We start from the raw sequence: 22,703 nt of genomic DNA on the forward strand, positions 1-22,703 counted from the left end.
AGCGAATGAGGAAAATACTTGTTTCGAGCGCGGCTGCGCTATTGACCCTCGCTGTGGGATTGGTCGCCGTGCTGCGCGTGGCACCGCCGGCGCAGGCCCTCGAGAATGGGGTGGCGCGAACCCCGCCGATGGGCTGGAACACCTGGAACACGTTCGGCTGCAACATCAATGAGACGCTCATCCGGCAGATGGCCGACGCGATCGTGAGCAACGGCATGCGGGATCTGGGCTACAAGTACGTGGTGGTCGACGACTGCTGGTTCAACCCGAACCGCGACTCACAAGGCAATCTGCAGGGTGACCCGAGCCGGTTCTCCAGCGGGATGCGGGCACTGGGCGACTATCTGCACTCCCGAGGGCTGCTCTTCGGGATCTACCAGGTGCCGGCGGCGGAAACCTGCGCGCAGTATTTCAATGGCTACCCGGGCGCGACCGGCAGCCTGGGCCATGAGGCGCAGGACGCGCGCCAGTTCGCCGCTTGGGGAGTCGACTACCTCAAATACGACTGGTGCTCGCCGGCCGGGAGCATCAACGACCAGGTTGTGGCGTTCGCCCGGATGCGCGACGCACTGGCGGCGACGGGACGCCCGATTGTCTACAGCATCAACCCGAACAGCATCCACGAGAAGACCGGCCCGCTGCGCAATTGGGGTGACGTGGCGAACATGTGGCGTACCACGGAGGACATCACCAACGCGTGGGACACCGGGCAGAGCAACGGGTTTCCGATGGGAATCCAGAACATAGTCAACGTCAACGTGCCGCTGGCCTCCTACGCCCGGCCCGGCGGATTCACCGATCCCGACATGATGGAGGTCGGCCGCGGCGGGATGACCGACACCGAGATGCGCTCACACTTCGCCCTGTGGGCCGTCATGGCCTCGCCGCTGATCGCCGGCAACGACCTGCGCAGCGCGTCGGCCGCGACACTGACCATTCTGCGTAACCAGAACCTGATCGCGATCAATCAGGATGCGCTGGCCTTGCAGGCGGCGCAGGTGTCCAACGATGGCACCCGCCGGGTACTGGCCAAGCGACTGTCCAATGGGGATGTCGCGGTGGCTCTGTTCAACCAGGGCTCCTCCACCACCACGGTCAGCACCACAGCGGCCGCGATAGGCAAGAGCGGCAGTTCCTTTACGCTGCGCGACGCCTGGACCGACGTCACCTCCACCACGTCGGGAAGCATCTCGGCGTCCGTGCCCGGTCATGGCACGGTCGTCTACCGGGTCAGCGGTGGCGGGACGGCATCTCCACCGGTCACATTCCGGCTGCGCGGCGAGGCGTCGGGGCGCTGCCTTGACGTGAACAACAGCGGCACAGCCAACGGCACGCAGCTTCTGATCTGGGACTGCCACACCGCCGCCAACCAGCAGTTCACGCAGAACGGGCAAGCGCTGCAGGTCCTCGGCAAGTGCCTGGACGCGCCGACCAGCACCGTCGCCGGAACGCGGGTGCAGATCTGGGACTGCAATGGCAGCACCAACCAGCAATGGATTTTTAACGGCAACGGAACCATTTCCAGCGTGCGATTCCCAGCGCTGTGCCTGGACGTCAACGGCGCCGCTACCGCAAACGGTTCGGCTGTCATCGCCTGGACCTGTCACGGTGCGGCCAATCAACGCTGGACACGCGCATAACCCTTCGGGAATGAGAAAGGACTTCACATGATCATCTCCAGGCGCCTTGTCGTGGCGTTTGCCAGCCTGCTATGCCTTGCGGCGTTGCTTCCGGCTGTTGGTGCTAGGGCGGACAACCCGATTGTGCGGCATATCTATACGGCCGACCCGGCGCCGTTGGTGTTCAACGGCCGGGTCTATCTGTACACCGGCCATGACGAGGACGGCTCCACGTTCTTCACGATGCGTGAGTGGCGGGTGTGGTCGTCGGCGGACATGGTGAACTGGACCGATCACGGCTCGCCGATGAACCTGGCCACGTTCAGCTGGGCGAGTTCGGATGCGTGGGCAGGGCAGGCCATCTTCCGTAACGGCAAGTTCTACTGGTACGTGCCGGTGCGGATGGCCAACGGATCCAACGCGATCGGCGTCGGTGTGGCCGACAGCCCAACCGGGCCGTTCCGCGACGCGCTGGGCCGTCCGCTGATCCAGAACGCTGAGATCGATCCGACGGTCTACATCGACGATGATGGGCAGGCCTACCTGTACTACGGCAACCCACGCCTGTGGTTTGTGCGCCTCAACAGCGACATGATCTCCTTCTCGGGCAGCCCGACTCAGATCCCGCTGACCACGGCCGGGTTCGGCACCCGTACCGGGGACGCGAACCGGCCCACCCTTTATGAGGAAGGGCCCTGGTTCTACCGGCGTAACGGGCTGTATTACATGGTGTTCGCCGCGAAATGCTGCTCGGAGTTCATCGCTTACTCCACCTCATCCTCACCGACCGGGCCGTGGACCTACCGGGGCACCATCATGCCCACCCAAGGGGCCAGTTTCACCAACCACGCCGGCCTGATCGACTTCAATGGCGGCTCCTACTTCTTCTACCACAACGGCGCCCTACCCGGCGGCGGCGGCTTCACCCGCTCGGTGGCGGTGGAAAAGTTCACCTACAACGGCGACGGCACCATCCCCACCATCAACATGAGCACCGGTGGCGCACCTCAGATCGGGACCCTCAACCCGTATGTGCGTCAGGAAGCCGAAACGCTGGCCCAAAGCAACGGCATCGAAACCGAACCGGCCAGCGAAGGCGGCATGAACATCGGCTGGATCGACAACGGCGACTGGACCAAGACCAAAGGCGTCGCTTTTGGTACCGGCGCTGCCTCGTTCACCGCCAGAGTCGCCTCCGCGGGCAGTGGCGGCAACATCGAAGTCCGCCTGGACAGCGCCACCGGCACCGTGGTCGGGACGTGCACCGCGCCGGGCACCGGCGGCTGGCAAACCTGGACCACCATCACCTGCCCGGTCAACAACACCACCGGAACACACGACCTCTACCTCAGATTTACCGGCGGCATCAACCTCAACTGGTGGCAGTTCACCCCCACCGGCGGTGGAGGCGGCGGGAACATTCTGACCAACGGCAACACGGAGAGCGGCACAACCGGTTGGAGCGCCTTCGGTGGAACACTCTCCTCCAACACCAGCGTGGTGCACGACGGCACGCGTTCCCTGGCGATCACGGGGCGTACCGCTTCGTGGAACGGCCCGAGCCAGAACGTGACCGCGAACCTCACCAATGGCAAGAGCTACACGACAAGTGTTTGGGTGAGGACACAGAGCGGGACGCCAAGCGCGAAAGCCACGTTGGCTTACACCGTCAACGGCACCACGAACTACCTCGCGCTGACCCCAGCTGCCGCAGTGAACTCGGGCGGCTGGACCCAGCTGTCCGGCACCGCCACGGTCTCGTGGACCGGGACGCTGTCCAGCGCCACCTTCTACGTCGAAACCACCTCGGGCACCGACAGCTTCTACATCGACGACGTGTCACTCCAATAGGAACGTCCTATCGAAGGAGGTTCAACAATGACCGCCAGCAACGAGCTACCGTCCGGCTCCACGCCTCGTCGGCGTGGTTGGCGGCCGGTCCTTGCCGCCGCGATAGCCGCCGTCCTCACCGCCGGTGCCGTGTTCGTCCTGAGTATCATTCCCGCCTCAGCCGCCACCGTGGACCCGAACGCGTGGTACGTGCTGGTCAACCGAGGTAGCGGCAAAGCGCTCGACGTGTACAACTTCGCCACCAACGACGGTGCCCGCATCACCCAATGGACCCGTAGCGACGCCAACAACCAGCAATGGCAATTCGTCGACTCCGGTGGCGGCTACTACCGGATCAGGTCCCGTCATTCCGGCAAGAACCTTGACGTGTCCGGATTCTCCACCGCCAACGGCGGGGCGATTGTTCAGTGGGCTGACACCAATGGCAACAACCAGCAATGGCGTCTTGCCGACTCCGCCGGAGGCTACGTCCGGTTCATCAGCAGACACAGTGGCAAGGCCATGGAAGTCCAAAACGCAGCCACCACCGACGGAGCCAACATCGTTCAATACGACGACTGGGGCGGCAACAATCAACAGTGGCAACTCGTCCCCCTTGCCGCCAGCCCCACACCGACCCCGAGCAACAGCAGCTCGCCCGGGACCAACTTCACCAATCCGGTGCTGTGGCAGGACTTCGCCGACATCGACATCATCCGCGTTGGTGATGCCTACTACTACTCGGCTTCCACCATGCACTACTCACCGGGCGCGCCGATTCTGCGCTCCTACGATCTGGTCAACTGGGAGTTCGCCGGGCACTCGGTGCCGAACCTCAACTTCGGGTCCAATGCCTACAATCTCAGCGGCGGACGCGCCTACGTGAAGGGGATCTGGGCGTCGGCGTTCAACTATCGCCCGAGCAACAGCACGTACTACTGGATCGGCTGTGTCGAATTCAACCGAACCTATGTCTATACGGCGACCTCGGTCGACGGCGCATGGCAGCAGCGATCGCAGATCAACAACTGCTACTACGACGCGGGGCTGCTGGTCGACGACAACGACACCATGTACGTCGCCTACGGCAACACCAACATCAGCGTGGCTCAGCTGTCGGCCGACGGGCTGAGCCAGGTTCGCACCCAGCAGGTCTTCACCACTCCTTCCAGCGTCGGCACGCTGGAAGGCGCGCGGTTCTACAAGCGGAATGGCAGTTACTACATCTGGCTGACCCGTCCGGCCAACGGCCAGTACGTGTTGAAGTCCAGCAGTCCCTTCGGTCCGTACGAGATGCGCCAGGTGCTTCTCAACCTGCCCGGCCCGATCTCGGGTGGCGGCGTGCCGCACCAGGGCGGGCTCGTACAGACGCAAAGCGGCGCCTGGTATTACATGTCCTTCGTCGACGCGTTCCCCGGTGGCCGGGTACCTGCGTTGGCCCCCATCAGCTGGAGCGCCGACGGCTGGCCCATCCTGCAAACGGTCAACAATGCCTGGGGTACGTCCTATCCCCGGCCGATAACCACTTCTCGCACGGTCAAGCCGATGATCGGCACCGACACCTTCACCGGCAGCACGTTGGGACCGCAATGGGAGTGGAACCACAACCCGGACAACGCCCGCTGGTCAGTGGGCAGCGGCCTGCGGTTGCAGGCGGCCACCGTCACCAACGACCTGTACACGGCCCGCAACACGTTGACACACCGAATACAAGGCCCCACCTCCACCGCGACGGTCGTGCTCAACTACTCGGCCATGCAAAACGGTGATCGGGCCGGGCTGGCCCTGCTGCGCGACTCGTCGGCATGGATCGGCATCAAGCGCGACAACGGTGCCGCCAGAGTGGTCATGACCAACGGGCTGAGCATGGACAGCAGCTGGAATACCACCGGCACCGGCACAGAAGCCGCCTCGGCCAACGTCTCCGGCGGGCGGATCTGGTTGCGAGCCAACGCCGACATCCGTCCGGGCTCCGGGCGGCAGGGCCGGTTCTCCTACAGCACCGATGGCGTGAACTTCACGTCCCTTGGCCCCGCGTTCACCCTCAACAACGCGTGGCAGTTCTTCATGGGCTACCGATACGCGATGTTCAACTACGCCACCCAAGCCCTGGGCGGCGCCGTCACCTTCGAAAGGTTCGACCTCACGACTCCCTGAATACGTCCCGTTCGCCTCGGCGCCACCACGTCCGCTGCCCGGCGGGCCGGTGGCGCCCCGCTCCGAGAGGTACCACAGCCATGAAATTTCCACCCAGGCGTGCACTGATCCCGCTGATGGCGGGGCTGCTCGCCGCCACGAGCGCGCTGGTGTTCGCCGGCTCCGCCACCGCAGCCACCACACTCGGCGCGTCAGCCGCCGAGAAAGGCCGCTACTTCGGCGCTGCGATCGCGGCCGGCAAGCTCAATGACAGCAACTATGTGACGATCCTGAACCGCGAGTTCAACAGCGTCACGCCAGAAAACGAGATGAAGTGGGATGCCACCGAGCCGTCCCGCGGCAGCTTCAGCTATGCCAACGCCGACCGGATCGTCAGCCACGCCCGCTCGCGTGGCATGTCGGTGCGCGGCCACACGCTGGCTTGGCATTCGCAGCAGCCCGGCTGGGCGCAGAGCCTGTCGGGCAGCACGCTGCGGTCGGCGATGGTCAATCACATCACCCAGGTGGCCACCCACTTCCGTGGCCAGATCTACACCTGGGATGTGGTCAACGAGGCCTTCGCCGACGGCGGCGGGGGCGGTCGCCGTGACTCCAACCTGCAGCGCACCGGCAACGACTGGATCGAGGTGGCCTTCCGTACCGCCAGGGCGGCGGATCCGGGCGCCAAGCTGTGTTACAACGACTACAACACCGACGGCATCAACCCGAAGTCGACCGGTATCTACAACATGGTTGCCGACTTCAAGGCCCGCGGCGTGCCGATCGACTGTGTCGGTTTCCAATCGCATCTCACCAATTCGGTACCCGGCGACTATCAGGCCAATCTGCAGCGCTTCGCCAATCTCGGTGTCGACGTGCAGATCACCGAGCTGGACATCGCCGGCTCCAACCAGGCCAACGTCTACGCCAGCGTGGTGAACTCGTGCCTGGCGGTGTCGAGGTGCAACGGCCTCACCGTGTGGGGCATCCGCGACAGCGACTCGTGGCGCACTGGCCAGAATCCACTGCTGTTCGATGGTTCGGGCAACAAGAAGGCCGCCTACACCGCCACCCTCAACGCCCTCAACGCCGGCAGCACCCCGCAGCCCGGCCCGGTCGACCCGAGCGCGTGGTATGTGCTGGTCAACCGCAACAGCGGCAAGGCTCTTGATGTGTACAACTTCGCCACCAACGACGGTGCTCGCATCACTCAATGGACGCGTACGAGCGCTAACAACCAGCAGTGGCAGTTCGTCGACTCCGGCAGCGGCTTCTACCGGATCAGGTCGAGGCATTCGGGCAAGGTCCTTGATGTGTTCAACCTGTCCACCGCCAACGGCGGCGCCATCGTCCAGTGGGCTGACAACAACGGCAACAACCAGCAGTGGCGGTTGGCCGACTCTGGAAGCGGCTACGTCCGGTTCATCAGCAGGCACAGCAGTAAGGCCCTGGAAGTTCAAGGCGCCGCCACCACCGACGGAGCCAACATCGTCCAATACGACGACTGGGGCGGCAACAACCAACAATGGCAACTCATCCGCGTCGGCTAGCCCTGCCGGCGTTCCTTTTCCCGCACGAATGAAGGAGAGACATTATGCTCCCCGCGTCTGTCCCCGTCTTACCGGGCAGGCCTGCTCGGCGTGGCTGGCGGCCGTTGCTTGCCGCTTTCATAGCCACTGTCCTGGCCGGCGGTGCTGTGCTCGCATTCAACACCGTTCCCGCTTCGGCCGCCACCGTGGACCCGAACGCGTGGTATGTGCTCGTCAACCGCAACAGCGGCAAAGCTATCGACGTGTACAACTTCGCCACCAACGATGGTGCTCGTATCACCCAGTGGACGCGTACCAACGCTAACAACCAGCAGTGGCAGTTCGTCGACTCCGGCGGTGGCTACTACCGGATCAGGTCCCGGCACTCCGGCAAGGTCCTTGACGTGTATAACTTCTCCACCGCCAACGGCGGTGCCATCGTCCAGTGGGCCGACACCAATGGCAACAACCAGCAGTGGCGTCTGGCTGACTCCGCCGGTGGCTATGTCCGGTTCATCAGCAGGCACAGCAACAAGGCCCTGGAGGTGCAAGGTGCTGCCACCAACGATGGGGGCAACATCGTGCAGTACGACGATTGGGGCGGCAACAACCAGCAATGGCAACTCATCGCGGTTGGCGGAGGCACCCCCACGACGCCACCGCCGACAACGCCGCCGCCCGGCACGTGCCCTCTCCCGTCCACGTATCGCTGGAGCTCAACGGGCCAGCTGGCGAACCCGAAGTCGGGATGGGTTTCGCTCAAGGACTTCACCCACGCCCCGTACAACGGCAGGCAACTCGTCTATGCCACCACGCATGACACGGGTACGAGGTGGGGCTCGATGAACTTCGGCCTGTTCACCAACTGGTCCGAGATGGGCTCGGCGAGCCAGAACACGATGTCCTTCTCCACTGTGGCACCGTCGCTTTTCTACTTTGCCCCGAGAAATATTTGGGTGCTCACCTACCAGTGGGGTGGCACGGCCTTCTCCTACCGGACGTCGAGTGACCCCACCAACGCGAACGGCTGGTCATCGGAACAGGTGCTGTTCTCCGGAAGCATTTCCGGCTCCGGCACCGGCCCCATCGATCAGGCGGTCATCGGTGACAGCTCGAACATGTACCTGTTCTTCGCCGGTGACAACGGCAGGATCTACCGAGCGAGCATGCCCATCGGGAACTTCCCGGGCAGCTTCGGCTCATCATCGACGGTCATCATGACTGACTCGACGAACAATCTGTTCGAAGCGGTTCAGGTCTACAAACTTCAGGGCCAGACCGGATACCTCATGCTGGTCGAGGCGATCGGCGCGCAGGGTCGCTACTTCCGCTCGTTCACGGCCTCCAGTCTGGGCGGTTCGTGGACACCGCAGGCGGCGAGCGAGGGCAATCCCTTCGCCGGCAAAGCCAATAGCGGCGCTACTTGGACCAACGACATCAGCCATGGCGAGCTCCTTCGCACCAACGCTGATCAGACGATGACCGTTGATCCGTGCAACCTGCAGTTGCTCTACCAGGGACGTTCTCCCAGCTCTGGCGGCGATTACGGCCTCCTGCCCTACCGGCCGGGTCTACTGACATTGCAGCGCTAGCGTCGGGACCTGGTGAGCTGCGGTTGACTGCTCTCCTATAAAACCGATAGAATATGTAGGCGTACTGATCCTGGGAAGGATGTTCGGCCAGGCCTCTGCCTTGATATTGCTATTGATCAAGCATGAGGCCTGGCCGCACGTCGTCCGATTAGGACCAAGGCGCGAGCTGCGCTCTGCATAGAAAGATCCCGAGCTGCCACGGGGGGAGCGGCTCGGGATGAGGAAAGGATAGCGGAGCGAGGGCCGTCGCAGCAAGTAGCGGACGGCACACACTTGGCGACTGATCTTGCCTGCGGCTCACCTCGGCCCGGTAGCGGTTGAGCGATGTTTGTTGCCTGCGATTTACGGCAATTGCCTTATCAGAGCGATTCTGATGTCCTTGGATGATGGCGTGGGCGTAGTGATGTCGCCGTTGCCGCCGCGGGCGGACGGCAGGCCGGGCCGGCTCAGCGCAGGCATGGGCTGGCGGCCCGCCTATGACCTCGCCGCCACCGCGGGTGCGCCCACGGAAGTGCAGCGGATTCCGGTGGCCGATGCGGTGGGCCGGGTGCTGGCGGCCGACCTGGTGGCGTTGGTGGCGCTGCCGGGCTTCGATACCTCGGCGATGGACGGCTTCGCGGTGGCGGGCGCGGGCCCGTGGAGGCTGGTAGGGCGGGTTTTGGCGGGCGGCGCGCCGCACGCCGATGTGCTGGGTGCGGGGACGGCAGTGGAGATCGCCACCGGGGCGATGGTTCCAGCGGGCACGCGGGCGGTGTTGCCGGTGGAGGTGTGCCGGTGCGAGGCGGGGGTGGTGACCGGTTCGGAGCCGGGCAGGAGCAACATTCGGCTGGCCGGTGAGGATGTGTTGCCGGGCCAGGTGCTGGCCGAAGCCGGTGCGGTAGCCGGTGCCGCCCTGGCCGGGCTGGCCGCGCAGGCAGGGCTGGATGAGCTGGCGGTGTGGCGGCCTCCGCTGGTGCGCATCGTGGTCACCGGTGACGAGTTGGTCTTCGACGGCCTGCCGGACGTGGGCAAGATACGTGACGCGCTGGGGCCGTTGGTCTGCGCCGTCGTCACGCGGGCCGGCGCGGTGGTGGCGGACGTGATCCGGGTGCGCGATGACGCGGCGGCGTTGGCGGACGCGCTGCTGGGCGGGCAGGCTGACGTGGTGGTGGTGACCGGCTCATCGTCGGTCGGCCGTGCGGATCACCTGCATCCGGTGCTGGACCGGCTGGGGGCACGGATGATGGTTGACGGGGTGGCGTGCCGTCCCGGTCATCCGCAGCTGCTGGCGCGCAACGGAGACGGACGCTGGGTGGTGGGTCTGCCGGGAAACCCCTACGCGGGCCTGGTGGGTTGCCTGACCTTGCTGGAGCCGCTCCTCGGCGGCCTGGCCGGCCGCACGCGACGCAATCCGCTGATGCTTCCCTTGTCCGGCGACCCCCAACCAGCTGCCGGGTGGACCCGGTTGGTGCCTGTCCTCATCGACGGCGGTCACGCCACGGTGGTGGCTGCGTCACGACCGGCGAGCCTTGTCGCAGCGGCGACAGCCGACGCGGTTGCGGTAGTGGAGCCCGAATGGCATGCGGGACAACCGGTGTGGCTACTCCCGCTGCAGTGAGACCATCTCAATTGGACGGCTCCGGCACGGCGAACGCGGGGCGAGCCGGTGGTCGCTACTCGGCGGGGTAAGCATGGGTTTCGGTGGCTTTGACGGCTGCCCAGATCTGCTGGCCCGGGGTGAGGTGTAGCTGAGCGGCCGCGGCCGGGGTGATGTCGGCGGCGGTAGTGAGCGGGCCGCCGAGCTGGATGCGCAGGTTGTCGCCGTGGCGGTGGACGCCGGTGATGGTGGCCTGCCACGTGTTGCGCGGGCTGCCTTCGGGCCTGTTCTGGTGAAGCGACACCGCTGCGGGCGGGAAGGCCACAAACACTTGCCCGCTATGGGTTTGTGCGGTGGTGAGGATGAACCCGCCCGGCAGCGCGACAGCGGTGGCGGTGGCGGTGCCCTGATAGAGGTTGAGGCCAACAAGGCGGGCGATGTAGTCGGTGCGAGGCCGGGCGGTGACGGTCTGCGCGTCGCCTTGCTGGACGATGGCGCCGTCTTCGATGACCACGAGGTGGTCGGCCAGCATCATCGCGTCGAGCGGGTCATGGGTGACGATCAGGGTGGCCCCGGGGTGATCGTGAAGGTGGTGATGCAGCTCAGCGCGGGTGTCCACGCGCGTGCGGGCATCAAGGGCGGCAAGGGGTTCATCAAGTAGCAGCAGCGCCGGGTTGACGGCCAGGGCGCGAGCCAGCGCGACCCGCTGCGCCTGCCCGCCCGACAGGTGCCGCGGCTTGCGGCCGACGAACTCGGCAAGACCCATCCGGTCAAGCCAACGTGCCGCCAGAGCACGGGCTTCGGCCTTGGCCATACCGTGACGGCGCGGCCCGAAGGCCACATTGTCCAATGCGGACAGATGCGGGAAAAGCAGGTAGTCCTGGAACACCACGCCGATGGGGCGTTTTTCGGGCGGTGTGAAGACATTGCCGTCCGGGTCATCGAGGGTGTCGCCCTGAAGGCGGATGTGTCCACCCGACAGCGGACGCAACCCGGCCAGAGCGCGCAGAGCGGTGGTTTTTCCTGCGCCGTTCGGGCCCAGCAGCGCGACGACTTGCCCCGCGGCCACGGTGAGATTGATGTCTAGGTCGAATCCGCCCAGGCCGACCTTGATGTGAGCGTCCAATGCGGACGCTGGCGATGCGCTCATGGGCTGGCAATCCATTTGTCGCGCAGGGCGGCGAGGATGGCGACGGAGACGGTGAGCAGGATGAGGCTGAGCACGATGGCTGCCTGCAAGTCGGTTTCCAGCGCGAGATAGACGGCCAAGGGCATGGTTTGGGTACGCCCGGGGAAGTTGCCGGCGAAGGTGATGGTGGCCCCGAATTCGCCCAGCGCGCGGGCCCAGCACAGCACCGCTCCGGCGGCGATGCCCGGGGCGACCAGCGGCAGGGTGACGCGGGTGAAGGTGGCCCAGCGGGTAGCGCCCAGGGTGGCCGCGGCCTCCTCGTAGCGGGAGTCGGCGCCGCGCAGGGCGCCTTCGACGGCGATGACAAGAAAGGGCATGGCGACGAACGCTTCGGCGAGCACCACCCCGGCGGTGGTGAACGGCAGCGTGATCCCGAAGGTGGCGTCGAGCCAGGAGCCGATCAGCCCACGGCGGCCGAAAACCAGCAGCAACGCGACACCCCCCACGACCGGGGGCAGCACAAGGGGCACCGTGACCAGAGCGCGCACCAGGCGCCGGCCGGGGAACTCGGCGCGGGCAAGCAGCCACGCCAGAGGGACACCGAACAGGATGCACAACACGGTGGCGAGGGTGGCGGTTTGCAGCGAGAGCCCAAGGGCGGTAAGGATTCCGGGCTCGGCCAGACGCTGTGGCAGGGTGGCCCAGGGGGTGCGGATGAGCAGGCCGGCCAGGGGCATGACCAGGAATGCCAGACCGATGACGGCAGGGATGAGGAGAGCCAGTGGGATTCGGGACCGGCCGTGGCGGCGGGACCGCACCCGTCTGGATGCGGTCCCGATGCTGGTATCCGATGTCATGGGTGCTGGGTCAGGGTTTCTGGAATCCGGCCGTGGTCAGCACGGCGAGGCCCTTGTCGGACTGGACGTAGGCCAGGAACGCTTGCGCGGCAGTCTTATTGGGGGCGTTCTTGAGCACCACGATCGGATAGTCGTTGATCGCCCCGGCTGATTCGGGGAACTCGATGCCGTCAACGTTGGCGGTGGGCACCTTGGCGTCGGTGCGGTAGACCAGAGCGGCATCCACCTCGCCTAGGCTCACTTTGGACAGCGCCTGCTTGACGTCTTGTTCGAGGGTCACCGGGGTCAGTGTCACCTTCGCGGCGTCCAAAGCCTTCTTCGCCGCCGCGCCGCAGGGCACCTGCTCAGCGCACAACGCCACCTTGAGCCCAGGTTTGGTTAGGTCGGACAGGCCTTTGATGCCTTTCGGGTTGCCCTTCGGCACCGCGATGACGAGCTGGTTCTTGACGAAGACGGCTGGGGTGCCCTCGGCGTTTCCGGCGTCGGTGACCGTCTTCATGTTCGCAGGCGCGGCCGAGGCGAAAACGTCGGCCGGGGCGCCCTGATTGATCTGCGTGGCCAGCGCCGAGCTGCCGGCGAAGTTGAAGGTGACCTTGGCCCCCGGGTTGGCGGCCGCGAACTCCGTGCCGATCTTCTTGAACGCCTCGGTCAGAGACGAAGCGGCGAACACGGTCACGTTGCCGGTCACCCCGGCCGCGCTGGTCGCCGGCGCGCTTGGGGTCTCATTGGCGCAACCGGCCAGCAGCATGACGCCCGCTGCGACGGTCGCGGCCAGTAAACGACTTATCTTCAATGCAAGCCCTCCCTCAATGCCGGTGCGGTGGCCATTCATCTGCTCAGCTTTTCCACCACCACGGTCGTCGATTTGATCACCGCGACGGCCAGCGACCCGACCTGCAGGCCCATCTCGTCGACGGCCTCGCGGCTCATCAGCGACACCACCCGAAACGGTCCGGCCTGAATGTCGACCTGGGCCATGACCGTGTCCTTGACGATCGCGGTGACGATGCCGCGCAGCCGGTTGCGCGCCGAGGAAACCTCACTGTGCTCATCGGTCTCGGCGGCCAGTGTCGTGGCGAACGCCGCCAGGTCGGTGCCTTCGATCGTGCGGTGCCCGTGCTCGTCACGGACGGCTGCCAACCGGCCGGCGTCCACCCAGCGGCGAATCGTGTCCGGGCTGACACCTAGCAGCGCCGCTGCCTCACCGATCCGAAACGATGTCACGCCCGCCACGATACCTTCCGCATTTGCTAGCTCATAGCGGTCTCTAAGCTCGCAGAATCAGACCTATTGGCGGCACGAGGGCAGCGATTGCATGATAGGAGTATGACCACGACCGGCTCGAGATTGGGGCAACATGCGCCTGAGCATCCGTAACCAGCTCGACGGCGAGGTCACCGACGTCATCCGGGGCGAGGTGATGGGCACTGTCCGGATCCGCCTCACCGCCAGAACGGAGATCCTCGCAGCGATCACCTTGGAAGCGATCGACGAGCTCGGCCTCGCGGTGGGCAGCCCGGCCCTCGTGTTGATCAAGTCGACGGAGGTGGCGGTGGCGGTCGGCCCGGTGGGTCTGGTCAGCATCCGCAACCAGATCCCGGCCACAGTGTCCGGTGTGGACCACGGCGCCGTCATGACCACAGTCAAGCTTGACCTGGCAGGCGGACAGGAGCTTACGGCCGCGATCACCCGGGAAGGCGCCGAGGACCTGGGTCTGGCCGCCGGCGACGAGGTAACCGCCTTGGTGAAATCGACCGAGGTCAGCGTCGGCGCGCGCTGACCTCGTACCCGTCAAAAAAGTTAGTCGAGGACGCGCCGGGCGAAGACGACGGGTTCGCGTCCGGCCAGTAGCCAGGCCGCGAGCGTTGCCAGCAAAGGGATTCCGACGACGATCGCGGCGAGGTGCCAGCCCGGTACCTGCTGGAGAACGGTGAGGTCGTTCTGGTAGGCGCCGGCAAGGACAAGATAGGCCCCTGCCGCACCGAGGATCGCGCCGAGAAGCGCCAGCGCGCCGGCCGTGGCTGCGGTCAGGGTGCGCCGGATTCGCCCTGGCGCACCCATCGCCGTCAGCGACCGCAGATCGTTGCCGGCCTCGCTGCGGATCAGGCCCACCGTGCTGGCCAGCACCGCCAGGGCAAGTAGCGCACCGGCTCCCGTGGCGCCGCTGCGCAAGGAGCCGAGCGAGGCCTCCTCGCGGCGGGTTTCCACGGTCAGGCCGGAGCTGGCCGCCAAGTCCTGTACGGCATTTAGCTGAGTCGCGGTCAGCGGGTGGTCGGCCTGGATCAACCAGCCGACGCGGGCCGCCTCCCAGCCGTGCCGGGCCATGGCGGCAGGGGTGATCAGGGAGCTGGGCGATGAGGCATAGTCCGGCTTAGGGATGGATTTGGTGACGGGTACCAGGTCCCGCATGGGGATGTTGGACAGCTGAAACCGCCCGGTGCGGAAGGTGAGCACGTCGACGTCGTTGGCGATAGTGGCCGGGTCGATCCCGTTGAGGGCAAGGATTTGCGGTGTCGCCACGAAAAGCGGGTAAGAGGCAAGGTATTCCTCGCCGGGTATCTCGATGCTGAGCTCGACCGCCGGATGCCCCGGCTGGCCGCTGCCACCTCTGTCGGTGTGGGACGACACCACCGCCATGTCCAGCGGGATCACCGAGGAACTCCCGCCGAGGGCGGCGGTGATGGCATCGGCCTGTGCCTGCAGGGCAGCGGACTGCTGCGCTGTGCGTTCGGGGATGACGGGTGCGGGCTCGCCGATGCGCACCAGCAGGTGGCTGTCGGCGAGGTTGCCCAGCCCGGCCTCGCGGTGGGCGGTGTATTCGGCGGCGGCCGATCCGATGACGATCGCGGCGGCGATGCCCAGGGCGAGACTGATCGCCGCGAGGGCGGCACCCGAGCGGGCTTGGTAGCGGACCAGGTCGGTCAGTGCCAGCCGGATCGGCACCGGCATCAGCCGCCTGAGCGCGGCGAGGGCCCGGATCGCCAGCGGGCCAACGAAAAGCACGCCGATCGCGGTCGCCAGAGCGCCGCCGACGAGCAATGCCGGGCTGGTGCCGCCGGATGCCCACAGCGCCGCGGATCCTGCGGCGAGAAGGATGATGGCGAGCAGCGCGGAGCGTCGAGCGGGCCGGGGCTTGGCCGGCCGGGCGGAAAGGGCGTTCAGGACCGGGGTACGGGCGATGGCCCGGGCCGGCCACCACGCGGCGGCGGTCGAGGTCAGGAAGGCGAGCACGATGCCCAGGCCGAGCACGGTCCAGGGCAGGTCGAAGCGATCGATGCGGTGCCCGGCCGCGGTCTCGACCGTCGTTGCCACAGCTAGCCATGCGGCGATTCCGGCCGCGGTGCCGGCGACGCCGGCGATCAGGCCCACGACCGCGCCGTTGGCGAGCATCACCAGCCGCAGATGCCGCTGGGTGGCGCCGATGGCGGCGAGCATGCCGAGCTGGCGCAAGCGGCGCTGGGCGGCCACCACGAATCCCGCCGCGGCGACAAGCGACACGAGCAGCAGCCCGACAGCGGCCAGGGCGAGCACGATCAGCGCGATCGAGGTGCGGCTCAGATCGGGGCGCGACTCGCGTGCCACCGGGCCGGCAAGGGTTTGGCGGAAGTCCTGAAGGTTCTGGACGCTGCCCCCGACCAGTACCGTCACCGACTGCGCCGGGTCGGCTGCGGCCGGGTCGACGACAGCGAATTCGTCGTTGAGGTCGGACGGGTTCTCGATGAGGCCGACCATGGTGCGGGTCTTGCCATCGAGGCTGACCGGCGCGCCGATCGCGGCTTTGAGGGTGCCGGCCACCTTGTCGGTGAGCGCGATCTCGTTGGGGCCCTGAGGATAGCGGCCTTGACGCAGGGCCAGCATCGGTGTGCTGTAAACGCCGCCGGGCTTCTGGGCGCGGATGTCGACCGGGTCGAAAAGACCTGGGACCGCAGCGAACCGGTGCCCGATCTCGTCGGTGGCGCCGTACCACTGCCGGGTGGCGGCGATGCGGGCGGCAAGCTGTGCGGGGTCGGAGGCGTCGAAGGTCAGCAGATGTCCTGCGCTACCGAACTTGCCGTCGCTGGTCGACGACATGTTGTAGGTCGCGGCCACGCCGAACGCCGAACCGGCCACCGCGACCGCAAGCAGAATCAGCATCAGGATCTGGCGACGCCACTCGCGCCGGTAAAGCCTTACCGCCCACCGGATCACCGCGCGCCGGGCGGGCAGGCCACCCCCGGCGGCCCGTTTGACCGCCGGTTCGGCCAGCGCCGTCATGATGGAGATCCCGTGCTGAGCAAGGTTTCCGGGCCATCCGGAGTCCTGGTCTGGTCGACGATCCTGCCGTCGCGGATGAACACGACCCGGTCGGCCCACGACGCCAGCTGCGCATCGTGGGTGACCACCACACCGGCCATGCCGTTCTTGCACGCGGCGCGCAGCATGCGCATCACCATCTCGCCGTTGACCGAGTCGAGCGCGCCGGTGGGTTCGTCGGCGAGCAGCAGCTTGCGGTCGCCGACCACGGCACGGGCGATCGCCACGCGCTGCCTTTCCCCGCCGGACAGATCGTCGGGGAAGTGGGCGGCCCGCTCACCGAGCCCGAGCTCGTCGAGCATGCTGAGGGCGGCTTTGCGGGCGTCCTTGGTGGCGAGGCCGTCGAGCTCGAGGGGCAGCGCCACGTTTTCCAGCGCGGTCAGCCCGGCGAGCAGGTTGAAGTCCTGGAAGACGAATCCGATGCAACGGCGGCGTACCCGGGCGCGGTCGTTGCCCGACATCCGCGATATGTCGTTCCCGCCGATCAGCACTTCGCCCGCGGTCGGTTCCTCAAGGCTGCCGGCGATCGTGAGCAGAGTGCTCTTGCCTGACCCGCTCGGGCCCATCACCGCCACAAGCTCGCCGGAGCTGACGGTGACGTCGACCTCCCGTAGCGCATGCACCTGCGCCGACCCTTCACCGTACACTTTGGACACTGTGCGTAGTTCAAGCACTGCGCTCATCGGTTGCCTCCCAAGGCGTTCGCCCGCTGGCGCAGGGATCCCGTGTCCGGGGCGAGGTCCACATCGGACGCTGCCCAGGACTGATCTGGCAGGTGACGCAGGCGGGCCTCAGCGGCGTCAAGCCAGCGCACGATGCCTTCGAGCCGGAACAGCTGGGCATCGATCACCAGGCCGAGGCCGACCTCCCCGGGTGGGGTCTCGGCCTTGAGATGGGTATAGCGCTGCATTGCCTCCACCATGTGGCGGCGATGGACCTGCAGCAGCTCCATGACGTCGACGCCCGGCATCCGCAAGGCCACCTGCACCTTGATCACCAGCTCGTCGCGGGGCGGCGCATCGGTGTCCGGGGGTGTGTGCAACCACCGCTGCAGCTCACGCGAGCCTTCTGCCGTGATCCGGAAGCGTTTCTGGGTGCCGTCGACCTCGTCGGATTCGACGTTGCCCTCTTTTTCGAGCCGGTGCAGCGTCGTATAGACCTGTCCCACATTCAGCGGCCAGACCTCGCCGGTCTGAGCCTGAAACTCCTGGCGCAGGCGAAGCCCATATTTCGGGCCTTCCGCCAGCAGCGCCAGCAGGGCGTGGCGGACGCTCATAGCCGATCACCTTCGGTAAGCATACCCGGTACTATACACAGTATTATACCGAGTACACATCCCTCCACCTGTGGATTAGCTGAGCCCGTGTGCCCGCTGGTCCCGGTGACCGCGCTGCTCGCGGGCGAATCCGGCGGGTATCAGGTCGCCGTCATCGACGACAACGGTCGCCGGTTAGTGCCGGTGCAGACGGGACTGTTCGATGAAGCCACCGCGACGGTGGAGGTCACCGGCGACACGCTGACCGAAGGCACACCACCGTCGCCGCCGCCTGCCCGCGGCGGGTCGACCTGCGCGACGGCCGGATCGTCGCCGACTCTGGATGGACCGCATGATTTCCCGGGTACGTGCCACCGGCCTGCTTCCGTTGGCCACCATAGGTATGCGCAGCCGTCCGTTGCGCGCCACACTGTCCACATTGGGTATCGCCATCGGCATCGCGGCCATCATCGGCGTGCTCGGCATCACCCGTTCCAGCCAGTCCGACCTGCTGGCCCGCATCGATCGGCTGGGCACCAACCTGCTCACCGTGGTCAACGGGCAAAGGGTCGGCGGTGAGGAGGCGGCCTTGCCGCAGTCGGCGGCCACCGGCATCGCCCGCACCAGCGGTGTCCAGCGGGTCACCGCCACGGCAGCGTCTTCCTCAACAAGGCCACTATGCGGTCCCCGGTCGTCGTGCTCGGCCACGAGGCCGCCACCCAGCTGGGCATCAACCTTGTCGACGCAGGCACCCGGGTTTGGCTTGAACCCCACCGACGCTCTGCGCACGTCATAAGCGCCGACGCCCAGGCAGCTCCGGCGGTCCATTCCGGACAGTCTGACCGAGGCCTGTCCCCGGTCATGCGTGTGGCGTGGTCCCTCGGGGTACAGAATGGTCTTGGGGGTGAGGTGGAAACAAACGATCTTGTTTTTGCGCTTGTTGGCGCGGGAGCCTTATTGGCCGGGCTGCTGCCCCGGTTGCTGGAACGACGGCCATTGTCCATGCCCATCGTGTTCCTCGGCCTGGGCATGATCCTGTTCGCGCTGCCCACCGGCCTGCCCGAACCAGATCCACAAGCCCACCTGCCATTCGTTGAACACCTCACCGAGGTCTGCGTGGTCATCGCGCTGATGGGTGCGGGCCTGAAGATCGATCGCCCACTGGGCTGGCGGCGCTGGTCGTCGACGTGGCGGCTGCTGGCGGTCGCGATGCCGCTGACCATCGCCGCCATGACTTTGCTGGGATGGTGGGCTGGACTGGCCCCCGCCGCCGCGCTGCTGCTGGCCGCTGCGCTGGCCCCGACCGACCCCGTCCTGGCCGCTGATGTTCAGGTCGGCGAACCCAATGAGGACAGCGCAACGGACGCCGCGCCGGAAGAAGCCGAGGACGAGGTGCGCTTCGCCCTCACCTCCGAAGCCGGGCTCAACGACGGGTTGGCCTTTCCTTTCGTCTATGCGGCAATGGCCATGGCGGTAGCCGGCACCGCTCCGGGTGGCTGGATCGCCCACTGGCTCACCGTCGACGTGCTCTACAAGGTCGTGGCCGGCGTGGCCGGTGGCCTCATCATCGGACGATTGCTGGGCCGGTTGTTCTTCCGCGCTCGCTCACAGACCCTTCGCCTGGCCAAACACTCCGAGGGTTTCCTTGTCATCGCCGCCACCGCCCTTGCCTACGGCATCACCGAACTGATTGGCGGATACGGTTTTCTGGCCGTGTTCGTCTGCGCCCGGGCCATCCGAGCGGCCGAGCGATCTCATGAGTACCACCAGGTGCTGCACGATTTCGCCGAGCAGACCGAACGGCTGCTGACCGTCGCGCTGCTCTGTCTGCTCGGCGGCGCCGTGGTCGGCGGCCTGCTGACCCCATTGACCTGGACCGGTGCGCTGGTTGGACTCGCTCTGCTCTTCGTGGTCCGGCCAGTCAGCGGATGGCTGGCGCTCTACCGCGGGCCGGTGCTGCGTGGGCAGCGCGCCGTCATCGCCTTCTACGGAATCCGCGGCGTCGGTTCGGTCTATTACCTCGCCTACGCGACCAATCACGCCGGGTTCCCCCGCGCCGACCTGATCTGGGCTATCACCGGCTTCGTCATCGTGGTCTCGGTCGTGGTTCATGGCATCACCGCCACCCCGGTGATGCGGCTGTTGGATCGTGCCGCCGACAACCGCGCCGCTTAGCCGCTGGATATTAGCGAAGAAAAGCTCAAAATATGTCTGAGTCGGGCAAATATGGGTAATAAGGTCTCGTCACGCTTTCCCATTTAGCGAAGGAGCACGGCTCATGACGCAGACGATGGATCGCCTTTCGGCGCAGAGTGCCGAGAGAGGCGCGGAAGACAAGCCCAGGCATGACCGCCTCACCACTGACGACGGCAAGATCAGTGTTGCGCAGGGGGTGGTGCAGAAGATCGCCGGTCTGGCGTGCCGGGAGGTCTCCGGGGTGTATTCGATGGGCAGCGGCACTGCGCGTGCCTTCGGGGCCATACGGGAGCGGATCCCGGGAAGTTCTGGACCCAATGTCGCGCAGGGCGTCGGTGTTGAGGTCGGCGAGACGCAGGCCGCGATAGATCTCGACATCGTGGTCGATTACGGCTCGAACATCGCCGAGCTTGGGCGCGGCGTGCAGCGCAACGTCAAGCAGTCCATAGAACGGATGACCGGACTGGAAGTGGTCGAGGTCAACGTCAACGTGGACGACGTGCACCTGCCCGACACGGGCGAGGATGAACGCAGCCCCGCTCGGGTGTCGTGATGAGCAGCGTCATCGACGGCGTCGATGTGGACGCGGTGGCGCGAGCCACGCGCGGCTGTCGCGGCGTCGAGGACCTGCACGGTGGCTTCCCGGGCGAGGTGGCGACGTATCTGCCCGGACGCCGGTTGGTTGGCGTCCGGGTGGGCACCGGCGCGGTCGAGGTACAGGTGCGCGCCGCGTGGAATATGCCGGTGCCGCAGATCGCCGCCGGCATCCGGGCCGCGGTGACGCCGCTGGTCGGCAAGCGCGCGGTCGACGTGACGATCGCCGATCTCGGGGATCCGCCCCGGCGGAAGGGAAGTAACCGATTATGAACCGGACACAATTCGGCACCGTCGTGGGCGTGGTCCTCGGTTTGGTGCTCGTCTTCGCAGGCTTCGGGCCGATGCTGGTGGTGGCCCTGTTCGGGGCGGCCGGTTGGGCGGTCACCAAGGTCCTGGCCGGCGAGCTTGACGTGAGCAGTCTGACCTCGATGACGCAGCAACGGCGGAGCCCACGATGACCGTCTTCACCGAGCGTCCCGCCCAGGATGCCTGGACGCCCGAGCTAGGCGTGATCCGCATCAGCGAGCAAGCGATCGCCAAGGTCGCCGCCCGGGCCGCGACCGAACTGCCAGACGTCGGTGGGCCGGCGCGAGGGCTGGCGCGAATGCCTGGAGGGGACATGCTCAGCGGCGGGGGAGCCGACCTGCACCGGCAGCCGAAGGTGGTCGCGCATCTGGACGAGGGGCAGATACACCTCGATCTGGTAGTCAGCGTCCGCTGGCCGGCGTCGGTGCTGCAGGTGTCCGCGTCCCTGAGCGAGCACCTGCGCCAGAGGATGCAGCAGCTGACCGGCTTGCAGGTTGGTGAGGTGCGCGTCGCTGTTGCCGATCTGGTCACCGAAACGGTGCCTGCGGCCCGGGTGCGCTAGCTAAAGGGGAAGCATGAGAATCGTCGTCAACCGCCTGCTCGCGCTGATCGTCGGCCTGGCCGTGATCGCCTTGGCCGTGGTGGTCATCGCGGAGGTGGTCGCCAAGCTGGTCGGCGCCGATCCGGTGCTGGTGGACTGGCCCGCGGCATACGCGTGGGCGCAGCGCACCACCTGGGGCGATATTGCGGTGATGGGCGTGAGCCTGCTGCTCGCCCTGATCGGCCTGGCGCTGGTGATCGGGCAGCTGTGGCCGTCGAAGGTACGCCGCCTCGCCGTTGACAGCCCCGATCCTGCGACCGACGCGTCCATCACGCGACGCGGGCTGGTGCGCGACGTGACCGCGGCCGTCAGCGAGGTCGACGGGGTGCGACCGCAGCGGGTCATAGTTGGCAGACGCCGGATCAGAGTCCGGGCCGCGGCAGGCAGCACCGATAGCGATCCAGCCGCGCTGAGCGACGCTGTCACCAGCTCGGTAAGGCGACGGCTCGATCGGCTCCACCTGCGTCGCCCACCGCAGCTCGCGGTGAACATCTCCCGGAGGCCGTGATGCATGCCGACCGTACGAACCGAATCCTGTTGCTGCTACTCGGATTGCTGCTTACCGCGGCCGGCGTGGCGGGCCTGCTCGCCGGCTCCGGAGCGTTTGGCTCGGCGTTGGCCGACCGCACCCTCGCCGACAGCGCCCTCAGCCGCTACTTCGGCGACAACGGGCGCTGGCTCTGGCCCGTCGCCGCCGCGGTCGCCGTGATCGTGTTGTTGCTGGTGCTGCGCTGGCTTTTCGCGGTGCTGTTCTCCACCGATCGGGTGCGGGTGCTCGCGTTGCACACCGACCGCGCCACCGACCGCACGACTCTCGCGGCTCCTGCCGTCGCCCGCGCGGTCCGCGGCGAAATCGAGGGATACCACAGCGTTCGGGCGGCAAGGGTGTGGCTCATCGGCGATCCCGAGGAGCCACGGATGGCGGTCACTGTGGACGTCGACGGGGACGCCGACCTTGGCGCGCTGCGCGACCGGATCGAGCACGGCGCGCTGGCCCACGCGCGGCACGCACTGGACCGGCCGGACCTTCCGATCCGGCTCGATCTGGAGCTGACACGCCAGCAGCCCGCCCGAGTCGCTTGATGGCGGAAGCCTCGCCACGGCACCGATGGCACCAAAACGGCGAAATGATGCACATATCGCCGATGCAATTTATACGGTACGAACGTGACCTCTCGTGCGGGACT

General features: G+C 66.6%; 22 protein-coding genes. 15 read left to right on the forward strand and 7 right to left on the reverse strand.

Features of this window, described 5'->3' with window-relative positions:
• The first annotated feature begins 5 nt into the window (after nucleotides 1-5).
• From Rhe02_RS05675 to Rhe02_RS05700, 6 genes are all read left to right on the forward strand, one after another.
• Complete coding sequence (locus Rhe02_RS05675) at nucleotides 6-1,640, forward strand: glycoside hydrolase family 27 protein (protein WP_203906995.1); 1,635 nt, start codon at nucleotides 6-8, stop codon at nucleotides 1,638-1,640.
• Nucleotides 1,641-1,667: 27 nt separating this feature from the next.
• Nucleotides 1,668-3,470: a family 43 glycosylhydrolase gene (locus Rhe02_RS05680; protein WP_203906996.1), complete on the forward strand. Its 1,803-nt coding sequence runs from the start codon at nucleotides 1,668-1,670 to the stop codon at nucleotides 3,468-3,470.
• 27 nt (nucleotides 3,471-3,497) lie between these two features.
• Nucleotides 3,498-5,606, forward strand: coding sequence for a family 43 glycosylhydrolase (locus Rhe02_RS05685; RefSeq protein ID WP_203906997.1), 2,109 nt, complete (start codon nucleotides 3,498-3,500; stop codon nucleotides 5,604-5,606).
• Nucleotides 5,607-5,686: 80 nt separating this feature from the next.
• Nucleotides 5,687-7,135 (forward strand): endo-1,4-beta-xylanase, encoded by a 1,449-nt coding sequence (locus tag Rhe02_RS05690; protein ID WP_203906998.1) that lies wholly within the window; start codon nucleotides 5,687-5,689, stop codon nucleotides 7,133-7,135.
• Nucleotides 7,136-7,179: 44 nt separating this feature from the next.
• On the forward strand, nucleotides 7,180-8,706 hold the full coding sequence (locus tag Rhe02_RS05695) for a non-reducing end alpha-L-arabinofuranosidase family hydrolase (protein WP_203906999.1): 1,527 nt from the start codon (nucleotides 7,180-7,182) through the stop codon (nucleotides 8,704-8,706).
• A gap of 391 nt (nucleotides 8,707-9,097) precedes the next feature.
• A complete protein-coding gene (locus tag Rhe02_RS05700) occupies nucleotides 9,098-10,303 on the forward strand; it encodes a molybdopterin-binding protein (protein WP_203907000.1) in 1,206 nt (401 codons plus the stop codon).
• 55 nt (nucleotides 10,304-10,358) lie between these two features.
• Here Rhe02_RS05700 and Rhe02_RS05705 read toward each other — a convergent pair whose 3' ends face one another.
• From Rhe02_RS05705 to Rhe02_RS05720, 4 genes are all read right to left on the reverse strand, one after another.
• A complete protein-coding gene (locus tag Rhe02_RS05705) occupies nucleotides 10,359-11,432 on the reverse strand; it encodes an ABC transporter ATP-binding protein (RefSeq protein ID WP_203907001.1) in 1,074 nt (357 codons plus the stop codon).
• Complete coding sequence (locus Rhe02_RS05710) at nucleotides 11,429-12,268, reverse strand: ABC transporter permease (RefSeq protein ID WP_203907002.1); 840 nt, start codon at nucleotides 12,266-12,268, stop codon at nucleotides 11,429-11,431. The genes Rhe02_RS05705 and Rhe02_RS05710 overlap by 4 nt, the downstream gene beginning before the upstream one ends.
• A 10-nt stretch (nucleotides 12,269-12,278) precedes the next feature.
• A complete protein-coding gene (gene modA, locus Rhe02_RS05715; RefSeq protein ID WP_239123430.1) occupies nucleotides 12,279-13,016 on the reverse strand; it encodes a molybdate ABC transporter substrate-binding protein in 738 nt (245 codons plus the stop codon).
• Between the two features lie 80 nt (nucleotides 13,017-13,096).
• The gene (locus tag Rhe02_RS05720; protein WP_203907004.1) at nucleotides 13,097-13,492 is read right to left on the reverse strand and encodes a TOBE domain-containing protein; all 396 of its coding nucleotides are present in this window, start codon (nucleotides 13,490-13,492) and stop codon (nucleotides 13,097-13,099) included.
• Between the two features lie 133 nt (nucleotides 13,493-13,625).
• On the opposite strand from Rhe02_RS05720, the gene Rhe02_RS05725 reads away from it, so the two are divergent.
• Nucleotides 13,626-14,048, forward strand: coding sequence for a TOBE domain-containing protein (locus Rhe02_RS05725; RefSeq protein WP_203907005.1), 423 nt, complete (start codon nucleotides 13,626-13,628; stop codon nucleotides 14,046-14,048).
• 20 nt (nucleotides 14,049-14,068) lie between these two features.
• Here the strand turns inward: Rhe02_RS05725 and Rhe02_RS05730 are convergent, their stop codons facing one another.
• Genes Rhe02_RS05730 through Rhe02_RS05740 form a run of 3 tightly spaced genes read right to left on the reverse strand, consistent with a single transcriptional unit; the run spans nucleotide 14,069 to nucleotide 17,837 of the window.
• The gene (locus tag Rhe02_RS05730; protein ID WP_203907006.1) at nucleotides 14,069-16,522 is read right to left on the reverse strand and encodes an FtsX-like permease family protein; all 2,454 of its coding nucleotides are present in this window, start codon (nucleotides 16,520-16,522) and stop codon (nucleotides 14,069-14,071) included.
• Nucleotides 16,519-17,244, reverse strand: a complete 726-nt coding sequence (locus tag Rhe02_RS05735) for an ABC transporter ATP-binding protein (protein ID WP_203907007.1) — start codon at nucleotides 17,242-17,244, stop codon at nucleotides 16,519-16,521. The genes Rhe02_RS05730 and Rhe02_RS05735 overlap by 4 nt, the downstream gene beginning before the upstream one ends.
• A complete protein-coding gene (locus tag Rhe02_RS05740; protein ID WP_203907008.1) occupies nucleotides 17,241-17,837 on the reverse strand; it encodes a PadR family transcriptional regulator in 597 nt (198 codons plus the stop codon). Before Rhe02_RS05740 ends, Rhe02_RS05735 begins: the two co-directional genes overlap by 4 nt.
• Before the next feature lie 331 nt (nucleotides 17,838-18,168).
• Between Rhe02_RS05740 and Rhe02_RS05745 the strand changes: the two genes are divergently transcribed.
• The 8 genes from Rhe02_RS05745 to amaP all read left to right on the forward strand — a co-directional run bounded on the left by Rhe02_RS05745 (nucleotide 18,169) and on the right by amaP (nucleotide 22,599).
• The gene (locus Rhe02_RS05745) at nucleotides 18,169-18,612 is read left to right on the forward strand and encodes an ABC transporter permease (RefSeq protein WP_203907009.1); all 444 of its coding nucleotides are present in this window, start codon (nucleotides 18,169-18,171) and stop codon (nucleotides 18,610-18,612) included.
• Between the two features lie 113 nt (nucleotides 18,613-18,725).
• Entirely contained in the window at nucleotides 18,726-19,991 is a 1,266-nt protein-coding gene (locus Rhe02_RS05750; RefSeq protein ID WP_203907010.1) for a cation:proton antiporter, read from the forward strand.
• A gap of 103 nt (nucleotides 19,992-20,094) precedes the next feature.
• A complete protein-coding gene (locus Rhe02_RS05755) occupies nucleotides 20,095-20,565 on the forward strand; it encodes an Asp23/Gls24 family envelope stress response protein (protein WP_203907011.1) in 471 nt (156 codons plus the stop codon).
• On the forward strand, nucleotides 20,565-20,879 hold the full coding sequence (locus tag Rhe02_RS05760) for a hypothetical protein (protein ID WP_203907012.1): 315 nt from the start codon (nucleotides 20,565-20,567) through the stop codon (nucleotides 20,877-20,879). The genes Rhe02_RS05755 and Rhe02_RS05760 overlap by 1 nt, the downstream gene beginning before the upstream one ends.
• Nucleotides 20,876-21,067 carry a hypothetical protein gene (locus Rhe02_RS05765; protein ID WP_203907013.1) on the forward strand — a complete coding sequence of 64 codons (192 nt, stop codon included), beginning with the start codon at nucleotides 20,876-20,878 and terminating at the stop codon, nucleotides 21,065-21,067. The genes Rhe02_RS05760 and Rhe02_RS05765 overlap by 4 nt, the downstream gene beginning before the upstream one ends.
• Entirely contained in the window at nucleotides 21,064-21,477 is a 414-nt protein-coding gene (locus tag Rhe02_RS05770; protein ID WP_203907014.1) for an Asp23/Gls24 family envelope stress response protein, read from the forward strand. Before Rhe02_RS05765 ends, Rhe02_RS05770 begins: the two co-directional genes overlap by 4 nt.
• A 13-nt stretch (nucleotides 21,478-21,490) precedes the next feature.
• Nucleotides 21,491-22,024, forward strand: a complete 534-nt coding sequence (locus Rhe02_RS05775; RefSeq protein WP_203907015.1) for a DUF6286 domain-containing protein — start codon at nucleotides 21,491-21,493, stop codon at nucleotides 22,022-22,024.
• Complete coding sequence (amaP, locus tag Rhe02_RS05780; protein WP_203907016.1) at nucleotides 22,024-22,599, forward strand: alkaline shock response membrane anchor protein AmaP; 576 nt, start codon at nucleotides 22,024-22,026, stop codon at nucleotides 22,597-22,599. The genes Rhe02_RS05775 and amaP overlap by 1 nt, the downstream gene beginning before the upstream one ends.
• Nucleotides 22,600-22,703 lie beyond the last annotated feature (104 nt).

It is taken from the genome of Rhizocola hellebori (genome assembly GCF_016862955.1).
GTDB lineage: Bacteria > Actinomycetota > Actinomycetes > Mycobacteriales > Micromonosporaceae > Rhizocola > Rhizocola hellebori.

Bases quoted from the DNA above. Each gene is read 5' to 3' on its own strand.
- Rhe02_RS05690 (WP_203906998.1), top strand. From the start codon at position 5,687: ATGAAATTTCCACCCAGGCGTGCACTGATCCCGCTGATGGCGGGGCTG.
- Rhe02_RS05755 (WP_203907011.1), top strand. From the start codon at position 20,095: ATGACGCAGACGATGGATCGCCTTTCGGCGCAGAGTGCCGAGAGAGGC.
- amaP (WP_203907016.1), top strand. From the start codon at position 22,024: ATGCATGCCGACCGTACGAACCGAATCCTGTTGCTGCTACTCGGATTG.
- Rhe02_RS05710 (WP_203907002.1), bottom strand. From the start codon at position 12,268: ATGACATCGGATACCAGCATCGGGACCGCATCCAGACGGGTGCGGTCC.
- Rhe02_RS05760 (WP_203907012.1), top strand. From the start codon at position 20,565: ATGAGCAGCGTCATCGACGGCGTCGATGTGGACGCGGTGGCGCGAGCC.
- Rhe02_RS05770 (WP_203907014.1), top strand. From the start codon at position 21,064: ATGACCGTCTTCACCGAGCGTCCCGCCCAGGATGCCTGGACGCCCGAG.
- Rhe02_RS05730 (WP_203907006.1), bottom strand. From the start codon at position 16,522: ATGACGGCGCTGGCCGAACCGGCGGTCAAACGGGCCGCCGGGGGTGGC.
- Rhe02_RS05685 (WP_203906997.1), top strand. From the start codon at position 3,498: ATGACCGCCAGCAACGAGCTACCGTCCGGCTCCACGCCTCGTCGGCGT.
- Rhe02_RS05735 (WP_203907007.1), bottom strand. From the start codon at position 17,244: ATGAGCGCAGTGCTTGAACTACGCACAGTGTCCAAAGTGTACGGTGAA.
- modA (WP_239123430.1), bottom strand. From the start codon at position 13,016: ATGCTGCTGGCCGGTTGCGCCAATGAGACCCCAAGCGCGCCGGCGACC.
- Rhe02_RS05740 (WP_203907008.1), bottom strand. From the start codon at position 17,837: ATGAGCGTCCGCCACGCCCTGCTGGCGCTGCTGGCGGAAGGCCCGAAA.
- Rhe02_RS05675 (WP_203906995.1), top strand. From the start codon at position 6: ATGAGGAAAATACTTGTTTCGAGCGCGGCTGCGCTATTGACCCTCGCT.
- Rhe02_RS05765 (WP_203907013.1), top strand. From the start codon at position 20,876: ATGAACCGGACACAATTCGGCACCGTCGTGGGCGTGGTCCTCGGTTTG.
- Rhe02_RS05745 (WP_203907009.1), top strand. From the start codon at position 18,169: ATGATTTCCCGGGTACGTGCCACCGGCCTGCTTCCGTTGGCCACCATA.
- Rhe02_RS05775 (WP_203907015.1), top strand. From the start codon at position 21,491: ATGAGAATCGTCGTCAACCGCCTGCTCGCGCTGATCGTCGGCCTGGCC.
- Rhe02_RS05705 (WP_203907001.1), bottom strand. From the start codon at position 11,432: ATGAGCGCATCGCCAGCGTCCGCATTGGACGCTCACATCAAGGTCGGC.
- Rhe02_RS05680 (WP_203906996.1), top strand. From the start codon at position 1,668: ATGATCATCTCCAGGCGCCTTGTCGTGGCGTTTGCCAGCCTGCTATGC.
- Rhe02_RS05725 (WP_203907005.1), top strand. From the start codon at position 13,626: ATGCGCCTGAGCATCCGTAACCAGCTCGACGGCGAGGTCACCGACGTC.
- Rhe02_RS05695 (WP_203906999.1), top strand. From the start codon at position 7,180: ATGCTCCCCGCGTCTGTCCCCGTCTTACCGGGCAGGCCTGCTCGGCGT.